Origin of the sequence: Pseudoclavibacter soli DSM 23366 (genome assembly GCF_000423505.1) — a bacterium.
Classification (GTDB): domain Bacteria; phylum Actinomycetota; class Actinomycetes; order Actinomycetales; family Microbacteriaceae; genus Pseudoclavibacter_A; species Pseudoclavibacter_A soli.
Genome location: NZ_AUIC01000003.1, coordinates 147,515 through 160,324, shown reverse-complemented (window position 1 = coordinate 160,324; position 12,810 = coordinate 147,515). Strand labels below are relative to the sequence as shown.

14 protein-coding genes are annotated in these 12,810 nt (G+C 62.6%); 12 read left to right on the top strand and 2 right to left on the bottom strand.

Annotated elements, in window-relative coordinates; all coding sequences use genetic code 11:
• Positions 1-20: 20 nt before the first annotated feature.
• From pilM to G557_RS13160, 8 genes are all read left to right on the top strand, one after another.
• Entirely contained in the window at positions 21-1,094 is a 1,074-nt protein-coding gene (gene pilM / locus G557_RS0100745; protein WP_028244579.1) for a pilus assembly protein PilM, read from the top strand.
• A gap of 2 nt (positions 1,095-1,096) precedes the next feature.
• Positions 1,097-1,807, top strand: a complete 711-nt coding sequence (locus G557_RS0100740) for a hypothetical protein (RefSeq protein ID WP_036960222.1) — start codon at positions 1,097-1,099, stop codon at positions 1,805-1,807.
• Complete coding sequence (gene pilO / locus G557_RS0100735; protein ID WP_028244577.1) at positions 1,807-2,547, top strand: type 4a pilus biogenesis protein PilO; 741 nt, start codon at positions 1,807-1,809, stop codon at positions 2,545-2,547. Before G557_RS0100740 ends, pilO begins: the two co-directional genes overlap by 1 nt.
• Before the next feature lie 95 nt (positions 2,548-2,642).
• Entirely contained in the window at positions 2,643-3,008 is a 366-nt protein-coding gene (locus G557_RS0100730) for a roadblock/LC7 domain-containing protein (protein WP_028244576.1), read from the top strand.
• The gene (locus tag G557_RS10730; protein ID WP_084626874.1) at positions 3,005-3,640 is read left to right on the top strand and encodes a protoglobin domain-containing protein; all 636 of its coding nucleotides are present in this window, start codon (positions 3,005-3,007) and stop codon (positions 3,638-3,640) included. Before G557_RS0100730 ends, G557_RS10730 begins: the two co-directional genes overlap by 4 nt.
• Positions 3,637-4,845, top strand: a complete 1,209-nt coding sequence (locus G557_RS0100720; protein ID WP_028244574.1) for a hypothetical protein — start codon at positions 3,637-3,639, stop codon at positions 4,843-4,845. Before G557_RS10730 ends, G557_RS0100720 begins: the two co-directional genes overlap by 4 nt.
• Entirely contained in the window at positions 4,842-6,197 is a 1,356-nt protein-coding gene (locus G557_RS13165; RefSeq protein ID WP_051223974.1) for a DnaJ domain-containing protein, read from the top strand. Before G557_RS0100720 ends, G557_RS13165 begins: the two co-directional genes overlap by 4 nt.
• Before the next feature lie 232 nt (positions 6,198-6,429).
• Complete coding sequence (locus tag G557_RS13160; RefSeq protein ID WP_169337730.1) at positions 6,430-7,356, top strand: FKBP-type peptidyl-prolyl cis-trans isomerase; 927 nt, start codon at positions 6,430-6,432, stop codon at positions 7,354-7,356.
• Positions 7,357-7,702: 346 nt separating this feature from the next.
• On the opposite strand, the gene G557_RS0100705 is transcribed toward G557_RS13160, so the two are convergent.
• Both G557_RS0100705 and G557_RS0100700 read right to left on the bottom strand, forming a co-directional pair.
• On the bottom strand, positions 7,703-8,110 hold the full coding sequence (locus G557_RS0100705) for a hypothetical protein (protein ID WP_051223972.1): 408 nt from the start codon (positions 8,108-8,110) through the stop codon (positions 7,703-7,705).
• A complete protein-coding gene (locus G557_RS0100700; protein ID WP_028244571.1) occupies positions 8,107-8,316 on the bottom strand; it encodes a type II toxin-antitoxin system HicA family toxin in 210 nt (69 codons plus the stop codon). Before G557_RS0100700 ends, G557_RS0100705 begins: the two co-directional genes overlap by 4 nt.
• 1,045 nt (positions 8,317-9,361) lie before the next feature.
• Between G557_RS0100700 and G557_RS0100695 the strand changes: the two genes are divergently transcribed.
• The 4 genes from G557_RS0100695 (at position 9,362) to G557_RS0100680 (ending at position 12,532) form a co-directional block, all read left to right on the top strand.
• The gene (locus G557_RS0100695; protein ID WP_028244570.1) at positions 9,362-10,054 is read left to right on the top strand and encodes a winged helix-turn-helix domain-containing protein; all 693 of its coding nucleotides are present in this window, start codon (positions 9,362-9,364) and stop codon (positions 10,052-10,054) included.
• 32 nt (positions 10,055-10,086) lie between these two features.
• The gene (locus G557_RS0100690; protein WP_028244569.1) at positions 10,087-10,776 is read left to right on the top strand and encodes a nucleotidyl transferase AbiEii/AbiGii toxin family protein; all 690 of its coding nucleotides are present in this window, start codon (positions 10,087-10,089) and stop codon (positions 10,774-10,776) included.
• A 780-nt stretch (positions 10,777-11,556) separates the two neighbouring features.
• Entirely contained in the window at positions 11,557-12,123 is a 567-nt protein-coding gene (locus G557_RS0100685; RefSeq protein WP_028244568.1) for a hypothetical protein, read from the top strand.
• A gap of 52 nt (positions 12,124-12,175) precedes the next feature.
• A complete protein-coding gene (locus G557_RS0100680; RefSeq protein ID WP_028244567.1) occupies positions 12,176-12,532 on the top strand; it encodes a hypothetical protein in 357 nt (118 codons plus the stop codon).
• Positions 12,533-12,810 lie beyond the last annotated feature (278 nt).

Here is a 12,810-nt window from a genome sequence, read left to right as displayed (position 1 = left end):
TGCTCAGCTGAGGAGAACACATGCCCAGACAGATAATCGGTCTCGACATCGGCCAGACCGCCGTACGCGGCGCCCAAGTTCGCTACCAGCGCGGCCAGGCCACCGTGGTGCAATATCACGAAGTGCCGCTGCCGCGTGGCGTGATCAGCCAAGGCGATGTGCATGATGTGAGCACCCTGACCGCTGCACTCAAACAGCTGCATGACGAGGGGGAGTTCACCGCGCGCCAGGCGCGGCTGGCAGTTGGCAACCGCCACGTCTATGTGCGTGAGCACACGGTGCAGCGTGTGCCGCTGGACATGCTCAAAGACAGCCTGCGCTACCAAATCGACGACCTGCTGCCCATCGACCCCGACAAGGCGATGCTCGACTTCTTTCCGACCTCGCAGAGCGTCACCGCAGGTCAGCCCACCTACACGGGCTTGCTGGTCGCGGCCGAAACTGAGCCACTCGAGCAGGTCGCCGATGCCATTCGCAAGGCCAAGATGCAGCTGGTGGGTGTTGACCTGACCGCACTCGCTCTGGTGCGAGCCTTTGACCCTCGTCGTGCCGAGGCGAACAGCACCACCTCGGGCAGCGGCAGCGCGATCGAGCGCGTGGTCACCGATTTGATCATCGACTTTGGTGCCGGCACGACGCAGATCGTGGCCGCTCGAGGCGCACGGCCGCTCGCTGTGCGCATGCTGCCCACCGGCGGCGACGACATCACCGAGGTGATCGCCGGAGCCGAAGACATGCCGTTCGAAGTAGCCGAACAGTTCAAGCACACCAGAGGATATTTGGGCACAGCTGCGAGCACGCCGACCGAGATGTCGCTGGTCGCCGTGACCGACCGTCTGATGGCATCAATCGGTGACACGATCTCGTTCTTCCGCAACACGACCGCTGGGCTAGAGAACGTCGACCGAGTGACGATCACCGGCGGAGGATCGCGCATGCCCGGTCTGCAGCAGCAGCTGGTCAACATGCTGGGTCTGCCGGTCTACCTCGGCGAGCCGCTTAAAGGCGTGACGTTCGAATCTGCAGAAGTGGAATCACGCGCCTACGACCACCTGCCCACCACAGCGGTGGCTATCGGATGCACGGAGGTCTGACCATGGCAATCAAACTCAAGCGCACCTCCAAGCAGAGCGGCGATGACCAGCTGCCCGTTGTGCCCACGGTCAACATGCTGCCGCCGAGCGTGCACAAGTCGCTCGACCTGCAGAAGTCGGGCAAGGCCGCCCTTGGCCTCGGCATTGCGTTCGTGGTCGTCAACGGCCTGCTCATCGGCGTCGGCACCTTTATTCAGAACGGTGCCTCGTCAGAACTCACTTCAGCCAAGAGCACGACTCAGCAGATGCAGATCACGCTGAAGCAGAACTCCGACGCACTGACAATCTCGTCTGACATTGACCAGCTGCAACAAGACCGTATCGCGGTCACCGCACGCGAAGGAGACTGGAACGATCTGCTGCAGCAGGTCACCGCAGCCACCCCGTCTGGCATGACCATCACAGTGTTCAACCTGCAGACCGTTGGGTCATCCAGCAGCGGCAGCTCGTCGTCTGCCACGACTCCCAGCGCCGACAACATCGGTACGGTGAAAGTCACTGCAGAGAGCAATGACCTGCCCAATATCAGCCAGTGGATCGACAACGTGCGCACCATCAATGGAGTCAGCGACGTGTCGGCTCAGCAGATCGACAGCCAGACTGACAGCTCGTCGACCTCGGCAGCCACCACATACCAGTCACAGCTGACCATCACCGTGAGCGCGGCCCGCTTCACGAACCGATTCGTCAGCACCGAACAGGGAGGCGAGTGATGACTCAGCTTCAGCCAGATCTGCAGGAGACCGAGCCGAGTCCTCAACCTGCCCCGGCGGCAAAGCCGAAGAGTTCGCTGTCACTGTCGCCGAAATCCCTGACGCTGGTGGCAGTAATCGGGCTGTTGCTCGTGCAGGTGCTGATCGTGCTGTTCGTGCTCGTGCCGATGTACAGCAACAATTCGCAGACGCGCAGCGAGATCGCTGCCGAAGAGTCGACGCAGGCGTCGCTGCAGCAGCAGATCAACGAGGCCAAGGCGCAGAATACCCAGTTGGCCGCGCTGCAGGAGACGTTGGCGCAGTTGCAGAGTGAGATTCCCACACAGATCGACCAAGAGGGCTTTCTGCGCAAGGTCAACGACATCGTCGGCAGCAACGCCGTCTCACTCGGGTCGATCAACTGGAAAGACGCGATCACGTTCGCGGACTTCACGAAAATCGTCGCTGATTACCCGGTGCAGCCGACCAGCGTGACCGCCGATCAGCAGAAGGTCTACGCCCAGGTCAATGCGGCGCTTGAAGCCGCGGTGAGCGATACTCAGCTGCAGGCAGTGCCGGTGAGCATCACCGTCACCGGCACATTCGACAGGATGGCCGGGTTCATTTCGTCGGCGCAACACCTCGACCGCATTTACTGGGTCAACGGCATCAACGTCAGCCAAGACAGCAGCAGTGACGGTGCAACGCAGTTCACCGCGGTGCTGAGCGGCTACACATTCATTCGCCCTGACGCAGGGTGAAACTGAGTGTCATCCTGTGAGCGTAAAATGAAAACCATAAGAACAGAGAAGCTGTCCCCTACGGCAATCTCCACCCTAGAGAGGAACCCACTCAGATGAGCCGTCAAGATGACCTGGTTCACATCATCGGAGATATTCGGAGCTCGATTCCGACCCTGACCGGTGTGATGGTCGCCACTTCAGATGGTCTGCCGATTGTGCACGACTTTCCTGAATCTGAGGCAGACCGTTTGGCCGCCATGTCGGCCACCGCCTTGGGCCTCGGCCACCGTGTTGCCGAGCGCACCAACCTCGGCGAACTCGCCGAGAGCGTGTTCCGCGGCCGCGACGGCTACTTGGTCGTCTACCCCTGCGGAGAGTCCATCGTGCTCGTGCTCAGCGGCCCGGCCAACAGCAACCTCGGACTGATGCGCATCGAAGCACGGTCCGCTTCAGCGAAGATCACGGAGGCAATGCGATGAGCAGCGAAGGATCGAACCAGCCGCACGACAGCTTCGACGTTGAACTGGTGGCGCGCACCGCGCGTGAGCAGATGCCCCCGGGCACTTCGTTCACCGAGCACGATGCCGATGTGCTGCGTGACTACAAAGACTTCTTGTACTCGCTCGGCCCGCTGCTGCTGCACAAGTTCTATGACACCCTCTACGCCTACCCGCCCACTGCGGCGATCTTCAAGGCAGGGGAGCGCGCCGCTCGTGAGCGCACGCTCGCCGACTGGTGGGAGCGCACCGTTAACGGCCCGCTCACTGACTCGTACTTCAACTGGATGGCCATGGTCGGCCTCGTGCACGTGCTGCGCGGCGTGACCAACCCGATGATGCTCTCGATGGGCGATCACGTGGCCGAGGTTGTCGCACAGCAGGCCGATGAGCAGCTCTCTGAAGCCGACGCAGACCGCCTCAACGCCTCATTCGGCCGCCTGATGAGCACGGTGTCTGCCGTGATCGCCCACGGCTACGACGTGGCCACCGAGGCTGCACTGTTCGACGTGGCCGGCATGCCGATGGCACTGCTGCACCGCCTGCGTGACCAGGAGATCTCACAGGCTCTGGTGCGTGTGCGTGGGGAGATCGGGCCGCAGATTCAGTCATGAGCACCTTCCTGATCGCCATCGCCGTCCCCGGCGTCATCGCCGTCGTCGCCCTGGTCGTGCTCGGTGTGGTGCTGCTGCGCAAGCGCAGTCGTGAGAAGCAAGCCCGAGAGGAGCTGGCCGCCAAGCGGGCAGCCACTTCAGACGGCTCGCCGATCTTTCCGCAAGCTGGAGGCTACCAGTGGCAGGCGCCCCCCACGCCGGCCCCCACCCGAGAGCCCGAGCCACCCCGCATCGCGGGTGAGCTGCCGGCTCCCGACCGGACCGCTGCCGCCCTCGGACTGCACGAGCCAGCGGCTGCACTAGGCGATGACGAACCTGAGCAGACTGTTGCTGCGGTGCACGATACGGGCCGTGACTGGGTCGCTCGGGCGTTTCCGGCAGCAGACGATGCGTCAGATGCTGCTGCAGGCGACAGCGATTCAGCAGACAGTGCTGCAGCGGAGAGCGCTGCAGAGCCTGAGGGGCTGACTGCTGAGCCGCAGGCTGCAGCGCAACCGGTCGCACAGCCCCAGGGCGTCGAGTCACCTGAGACCACGCCGCCGGTTGGCGCGACGCAGGCTGCGGCATCCACCGTGCCAGCTGCGCCGGTCGACCAAGAGGCGCTTGACGCCCAGGTGCGCAGTGTGCTGGCACAGCTGGCGACCTCGGGCATTCCGATCATCACTGACCAGAAACGCAGGCAGGGGCGACACAGCGACCCTGAGGCTGCGCCGCAGACCGAAGAGTTTCCGGAGGAGTTCGTCGAGGCCGTGCGCACGGTCGCCGCTGCAGTGACCGCAAACGTGGTCAGCACGGCCACCGGAGCCGTGCCGGTGCAGACCGCAGCCGCAGCGACGGGCGAAACCCAAGCTGCGCCTGAGGGTGATCAGCACGCAGAGGGAGCCAAAGGCATCAGGGTCGGTGGTGCATACCTGCCCGTAGCCGATGACGGGGCCGAAGACGCGATTCGCGAGGAGTACCAGCGTCGCATCGACGAGATTGAGCGCACCTATGCCGCTCAGTATGGCGAGCTCGAGTCGGGTGCTCTGCGAGCGCTTGAAGATGCGATCAACTCGAGCGAGGCTCACATCGATCAGCTGACCACGAAGTTGGCCGAAGAGAGTCGCAAACGCCGCGACCTGGAAGGCAAGCTGGTGATTTCGGAGCGCACGATCGACGATCTGCGGTCGCAGCTTGGCAAAGAGTCGAAGGGCGCGGGTGAATGATTGCGACAACCGCATATGCCATGCTCGGGGTGCGGCCTGACGCCACCGACAAGCAGGTGCGCCGCGCGTTCATGATGCTCGCGCGCACGCTGCATCCCGATGTCACCGACGACGAGAACGCTGCTGAGCAGTTCAAAGCGGTGACCGCCGCCTACGAGGCGATTCAAGAAGATCGCAAATACCATCAGTTCTGGCAGCCGCGCGGAGAAGATGCCGCTGGTGCTGGTGCTGGTGCTGGTGCTGGTGAGCAGCCTGTGCCAGAGTCGGCACCCGAGCCCGCGCCCGAAGCTGGTGCGTCGTCGCACGCTGCTGCTGACGATGCCGCGCGCCGCGCCGCCGAGCAGGCCGAGGCGAGTCGACGTGCCGCTGCAGAGGCAGCTCAAGCCGAGGCTGCTGCTGCGGCCGCTGCTGAGGCGCAACGTCGTGCCGATGAAGCCGAGCAGGCTCGTCGCGCTGCCGCAGAGGCAGCCGCCGCCGAAGAGCGCCGCCGGGCTGAGGCTGCGGCCGAGGCGCAGCGACGTGCAGCAGCAGAAGAGGCGCAGCGTGCTGCCCGAGCCGAGGCCGAGGCTGCTGAGGTCGCCGCCCGGCATGCCGCAGACCATGAGGCTGAGGCTCGCATCGCAAAACTGTTCGCCGAAGCCGAAGAGGCACGTCGTGCCGCCGAGGCTGAGAAAGAGGCGCGGCGCATCGCTGAGGAGGCGCGCGCGGCGAAGTCTGTCGACGAGCGTGCCGCCGATGTTGAGTCTGAGACCGCTCGGTTGTTCGCCGAGGCGGAGAAAGCTCGGCGTGCCGCCGAAGAGCTGAAGAAGCAAAGCCATCACAGCGACCTCACGGAAGAGGTCGCGCGTGGTGTACAGGTGACAGAGACTGTGCTGGAACCCCAACCAGCCGCCGCACCTGAGCGCGAGAACACAGGCTCGACTCGACTCCTCGAGCGCAATGTGCGCGTGGTGCTGTCGCCGGATGAGCTGGTGGACATCCTGACGCCCACGGTCGTGACCAATGACCAGCCGCAAGCCGGCGGCGAACTGTTCGCCGACGACGGCGAGGGGCTCGTGGGGCAGCTTGACATTCCGCTGGCGGATGCGGTGCTCGGCACCTCGGTCGAGGTGACGACGCCGCGGGGCGAGACGCGTACCGTGCAGGTGCCCGCGTGCACGCAGACCGATGACGTGCTGGTGGTCGCCGGGCAAGGCGCGCCCGACGGCGAGGGCGGCTTCGGAGACCTGCGGCTCATCGCCAGGGTGATCACGCCGCGACGCATCACCGACCCCGAACGGCGCTTCTTCGAGTGGCTGAGCGAGAACCACCCGGGTGACGGGCAGACAAGAATCGTGCCGCGCACACGCTGAGGTGCGGGGTGGTTTGAGGCGCTGCCGGGTGTGGATTTGCTGCGGCGGGCTTGCTGCTGCGGGCTTGCTGCGTCAGGCTTGCGGCGACCTCGGCCTGCGATGCACAGCGGATTCATCGGAGCCACTGACTGACCGGCCAGTGAGGTCGGCGACAATGGTGTGGGGTCGCGGTGAGATGCATCGCGACGACAGAGTGATCCTGCGGGGTCTTCAGGAGAGTGGTGGAGTGCGCGTGCACAAGAAGCTTGCAGCAGGGATCATGGCCGCGGTGGCGGCCGTCGGGCTCGTCGGATGCTCATCGGCGACTGGCGCGCAGAAGGGTGTCGAGGTCACCGGTGACTTCGGCACTGCGGCAACTGTCAGCGTGTCGGGCGATCTTGATACGTCGTCGCTGAGCTCGCGAGAGTTGATTACGGGCGATGGTGACACGTTCAACAGCGATGACAACGCTGAGGTGGGGCTGACCATTTACGACCCGACCGCAGGTTCTGAGTTGGCGGCTTACAGCACCGGGTACACTACGACAACTCTGTCGAGTTATTTCCCCTCTCTGACTGATCTTCTCGAGGGGAAGACCTACGGAACCCGATTGAGCATTGTGAGTACAGCAGCTGACCTCACAGGTGAAGGAAACGCCTCGACAGTTCTCGGGATGGAAGACAGCGACCCGCTGGTGACTGTGGTCGACTTGGTGGACTCCGTGCAGACCACTGACCCGGAGCTGTCTGACACCTTCACCGACGCGGATTTTCCGACGGTGACGCTCGATGATTCGGGCACGCCGACCACTACGATCACGACTGGCGTGACGCCGTCGACCACCCAGGTGAAGGTCATCAAAGAGGGCGACGGAGACACCGTTGCTGCCGGTGACACGGTTTCTGTGTACTACCAGCTAACGCGTCTGCGTGACGGCAAGCAGATCGAGACCAACTATGGCGACGCGGACAATATCTATACGACTGTTGCGGATTCCGAAGACAGCAACGGGTCTATCCAGGGGTTCGTGACTGCGATGGTAGGACAAAAAGTTGGTTCGACAGTGCTTGCTGTGATCCCTCCGTCGGAGGCATATGGATCTATTTCAGGGCACACTTTGCAGCATGAGGCCTTGGTGTTCGTGCTGACGATCGACTCGACCGCGGCCGCGACCGAGTAGGCCGCTGGGCTGCGGTGACTGAGCCACAAGAGGGCGATGAGCCGGGAGACCGCCTCGTCGCCCTCTTTTGCGTGTTCTCGGGTCTGCCGTGGTGGCTGTAGCTGTGTGGCCTGTGCGGTAGGGGTGAAAGCCTGCCATAGGGGTGAAAGTGCTTCACCCCCACGGCACGTTTCGGCCTTTCTTCACCCCTACTGCATGGTTTGGGTGGCGCCGGGGCGGCTGCGGCCGGGTCTGCCGAGGTGGCTGTCGCTGGGCCCGCGGGGTCTGCCGAGGTGGCTGTGGCTGCGTGGCCTGTGCGGTAGGGGTGAAAGTCTGCCGTGGGGGTGAGTAAGGGAAAGTTGACCCGTTAGCTACGGACGTGATCATGCTTCTCAGCGAGGATCTGCGAGACTCGCCCCGCAGTAAGGCCTAGCAGAGGAGCGATGTCACGCTGTGACCAGCCGGCTGCGGCAAGGGTTATAGCGGCCTTGCGGGCACGTGCGGTGGCGGCCTCGACATCGTGGAGTGCGCGGCGGCGCTGCCGTCCCACAGCGGCGGCTTCTGCGATCGCAGGATCGACGTGTTCGAAGTCCCACACGAGATCGAGAGTTGCCTCGGCGCCCTCGGGCAGGTCGTCGGTGACAGCGATTGCCTCGCGGACATTCCGATCGAGGGCTGTGAGGTTGCCAGCGAAGGTGTGTGCAGTGGGTGCCTCTGCGACATCGACGGACCACTGGGTGCCGTCGCGATATGCACGTACATGGTAGGTGGTCATCGTGTCCATCCTTTTCCGAGGATCGGTGCGAGGTCTCGGTCTATGGCCGAGAGCGTTCCGGTGGGGATGTCCCCGCCGTGCTGCGGAATTGTGGTGAAGAGTGTCATGTCGTCTCGTTCGAGCCGGTAGCGAAGGTGTGAGCCGCGTTGTCTGATCAATTGCTCACCGGCTTGTTCGATGCATTTCATGAGCTCTTTCGCCTTCATGTCTACTGTTTAGCGGCTAAGCATGTCAAGTGTCAAGCGGCTAAGCATCAACTTGATGGTGTGGGGTCCTGCTACGTCGACTCGTGCTGAGCGACGTACCCAACTCGTCGGACGACGAGGGTCTACTTCGCCTTGCGCTTGACCTATCCAGAGGGTGCGAAAGGCGCGATGTCAGCGTCAGGAAGGTTTTAAGGCTCGGCTGGGCTACGAGAAGGTAGATCGGAGAGTGGGTGATAGTCCGCGGCAATCCGGTCTCCTCTTCTAGTTCGTCCTCTTGGCGAGACGTGCCGTCGTCAGGCAGTCCGTGTCAGCGTTGTGTGTGCTCAGAGCCTGGCAGATGGACAGTGGTGCTCTCGCCGGGCGCCGTCTGCTCGTAGGTTTTGAGTCCTGTGCGATTGATGTGGCTGAGATGTAGCTGCTTGGCTGATGTGGCCGAACTGGAAGAGGGTGATGAGACGGGAGGTCGCCTCGTCGCCCTCTCTTTGTGTATTCTCCAAGGCTGTACCTTCGTGCCCAGTGATCGCGTGGTGAAGTGCAGTTCGCCCGGGCCGTAGCCGGGGTTTCTGCGCAGGAGTGTTCGATCACTGGGCAAGAGTGCACGGCAGGGTGCGAAGCGGAACCGTTGCACGGGCGTGGGGCGTGAGGTGTGGTGGTGTCCTCGACGACTGAACGGTGCAGAGTCGGAGCAAAAGGCGCACAGGTGTCAGGGTTTGTGGGTATGCGGCTTGATAGTCGCATGCGGTGACATCTGTGTGGGGTGGCCTGTGCGGTAGGGGTGAAGGCCTGCCGTAGGGGTGAAAATCCTTCACCCCCACTGCACAATTCGGGCATTCTTCACCCCTACCGCATGGTTTGGGTGCCGCCTGAGCGATGTGGCTGTTGCAGCCGGACTGATGCGGCTGAACTTTAGCTCTTTGGGGATGTGGCTGAACTGTCGCTGGCTGACCAAGGTGGCGGACGCGCCCAGGTGCAGTTGCGAAGGCTGCTGCGATGAGGCTCAGATGCGTCGCTCCTCAAACGGTGTGTCTCGCGTAGAATAAACGATATGGACAGCAGCATGATGACCGCACCGCAACTCGCGGCTGAGGCTGGCGTGTCGCTGCCAACCGTGCACAAGCTGCTCGATCAACAGGGTGTGCCTAGGAGTGGCCGGGGCAGTGCCCGGGCTGTGCCTGCCGCCGCTGCGACAGCCATCTTGAACGATGCTTCGGAAGGTGTTTCGGAAACCGAGCTGCGCATCCTCACGGCGCTTTGGCCTGCACCACTGGGGTACGTCTCGAGGCGTGCGCTGTCGCGACGGGCCGGAGTGAGCCCGACCACGGCCAGCAGATACGTTGACCGCATGATTCGGCTCGGCCTGGTCGATGAACGAGATGAGGCGCGAGTTGATGGGGGAGATGTTCACACCGTTCCAGTGATTCGCGCTGTTGACGGGCCGTTCTGGCAAGAAATGCGACCGCTGCTGAATCGTCACCGAGAGCGGTTGATGCCGAAGAGCCTGCCTGAGCAGAAAGTTCCACGAGGGTATTGGCATCTGTTCTGGAACGCCGATCCTGCGAAGCTCCGCGTCGGCACAGACGGCCAGTACATCGCGCGCAGAATGCTGACCTCGTTCGACCCGGGAGCGGAGCTTTGGGCGCTGCAGCATATTCCTGAGGCAGAGGTGAGAGCGGCCGTGCGGGGGCGCGGTATTCACCCAAGCGTCAGCGCTCTGGTTGATAACTGGTTCAGGCATTGATCATCGCGCTTAGGCGTTTGGAAGGAGGCTGGATGGAATCTCAGGAGCTCGATGAGGGCTTGGCAGCGAAGTTGAAAGATGAGCTTGAAGCCCATGCCGCCTGCCTACCCGAAGGAACCACACAGGCTTGGCTGAGACTGGCGCCTATTGTTCCAGATTGGTTCTATCTTTCGGGAGGCACGGCCTTGGCCGTTCACTTGCATCACCGAGTGAGCCGAGACCTTGACCTCTTCGCTGAACGTGACTTTGATGCCGAGGTGCTTGCTGCGACGCTTTCGCAGCGTTTTTCTGACTTCGTGCCTCAGATGGTAGCGGCTGGCACCGTCAATGGTGTGATCGGGAGTACCAAAGTGCAGTTTCTCGCCGCACCGCAATTGCAGTTGTTGCACGAGACGGAGACAGTGGCTGGTTTGCGGGTCTCTTCAGTAGAAGATGTTCTCGCTACGAAGATTAAAGTGATTGTCGATCGTGCCGAGCTGCGCGACTATTTCGATCTCATGCGTATAGAGACGGACACTGAACTCAATGTCGTCGACGGTGTGCGCATGTACTTGGATAAGTATCGGCCGGCTGTTCCGGCGCAGCAGATCGAGATGATCGTGCGTTCATTCGGTTACTTCGATGATGTGGCTGAAGATCCGGGTCTGCCAGTCAGCCGTGACGATGTCGTCGCCTATTGGAAAGACAGGCAGCCGTCAATATTGCGACAGCTCGTGTTCTGAGCACGTGTGTGCAGAAGTATGCCGGCGTCTTGGTGGGGGCGGGGCGTGCTCGTGGATTTTTGAGGGGCGATGAGACGGGAGACCGCCTGGTCACCCTCTTTTTGCGTGTGGGGGTGTACCTTCGTGCCCAGTGATCGTGCGGTGATTTGCGGCGCGGCCGGATCGCGGCGGGGTTTTCTGGGCTGGAGTTGAGGCTGGAGCGTTCGATCACTGGGCAGGAGTGCACGGTGGTGCGCACAGTGGCACCCTGACTCGGGTGTGGGGTGGGTGCTCCGGGTTGGTTTCCTATGCCTGGATTGTGCGGAGTCGGAGCGAGGTACGCACAGGTGTCACGGTTTGTGGGTGAGTGGCCTGATAGCCGCATGCGGTGACACCTGTGCTGGGGTGGGCGTGCGGCAGGGGTGAAAGTCTGCCGTAGGGGTGAAAGTTCGCCGTCAGGGTGAATGTGGTTCACCCCCAGTGCACATTTCGGGGGTTCTTCACCCCCTGCATGGTTTGGGTGCTACCCAGGAGATGTGGCTGTCGCTGTCGATCTACAGCTGCCGCGCTGATGTCGATGTCTCCCCAGATCTGGCTCGGGGCTGCAGCGTATACGGTGTCTGACACCTTCCATTGATCCACGCTGAAGGCGGAACTACACTCCAGATAAGGGGGTAGTGGGTGTTCAAGCCAATGCGTTGCGCAGCGTGTGGGTACTTTGACCGGGGAGATCTGCATATATGCAGCGCCTGCGGTGTACCTCATGAGTCTAGGATCTCCACCGACCGGGCACTCGCCGACGTGCAGGTCTCGCAGGATTGGGATGAGCTCCAGCTCAGGCGACGTAACTCCCGTGTGCAGGCCTGGATTGGTATCGCAGTAGTCGCGATCGCTTTAATCACCCCGATTGTCTGGTTCGACGTGGCTTACGACCACGGACTCGTCCTTTCCCTGGGCGGTCCTTCACGCTACCCGCGGGATACCCGAATGACTGCCGTTGGCGCCTTCGCTATTTTCACCGTACTGATGGTGCATAACTCTGGTCATGACTGGCAGTATTTCCAATCAGTGGTGCTGCGCTGGTTTCGCCCGGCACTGGGCTGGGAAATCGCTGTCGCAGCCATCTATCTGGTCGGGGCACTTGCTTTCGCGCAACTCTACCTGCAGCCACTGCTACAGGAACGGGTCGCGGCGCCCACCCGCGGGGTCAGTCAGGAGGCAGCGTTGGCGGGGGCGCACACTGTCATGTTTATCTATTACAGTGCTGCGCTGGTGTGCACTGCACTGTTCCTGATCGGTACATACTTCAATCCATGCGACCGTGCGAGCATGTTCGTTCGCCGGAGAATCAAGTCGGAGGGGTCATGAAAGCATCGAACATGAGGGCGCGAGGCGGTGCGTACACGGCGGCGGCGTAACTGTGGCGCTCACTCTGGGGCTGGTTGGTGCGTCACCCACCACGGCTGCATCTGCTGACGAGGCGACGGGGACCACCGCTGACGAGGCGGCGGCCATCACACAGATCGGTGGCATGGTCGGAGGGCTGTCCACCATCGGCGTGACGCAGAACGACATCGTTGCGGTCGCGCCCGGGCAGGTCGCAGACCTTGAGTCGATCGTCGATCTGGCAGGTTCCAGCTTGACGACAGCTGCTGGGGCCACCTCATCCGCAGTGCGCTCACTGCCCAGCCAGCCCACGGACTGCCGCGACACCGGCGCTCTGCTGTGGAGTCCTGCTCCGCCGGTCCAGCCTCTGCCGCGGCGTACGCATTGGTGATCCCATGGAGCTCGGCGGCCCTTATGGAGGGATGCGCTAACCATCATGCCTCACGGATATGCGCGTCGGTGTCACGATGGTGGGATTCCGCATATCAGGGTACAGGTGTCACGGTTTGTGGGTAAGTGGCCTGATAACCGCATGTGCTGACACCTGTGTGGGGCGGGCGTGCAGTAGGGGTGAAAACCTGCCGTAGGGGTGAAGGTGGTTCACCCCTACGGCGCATGTCGGGGGTTCTTCACCCCTGCGGAGCGGTTTCACCCCTGCGGTGCGGGTTC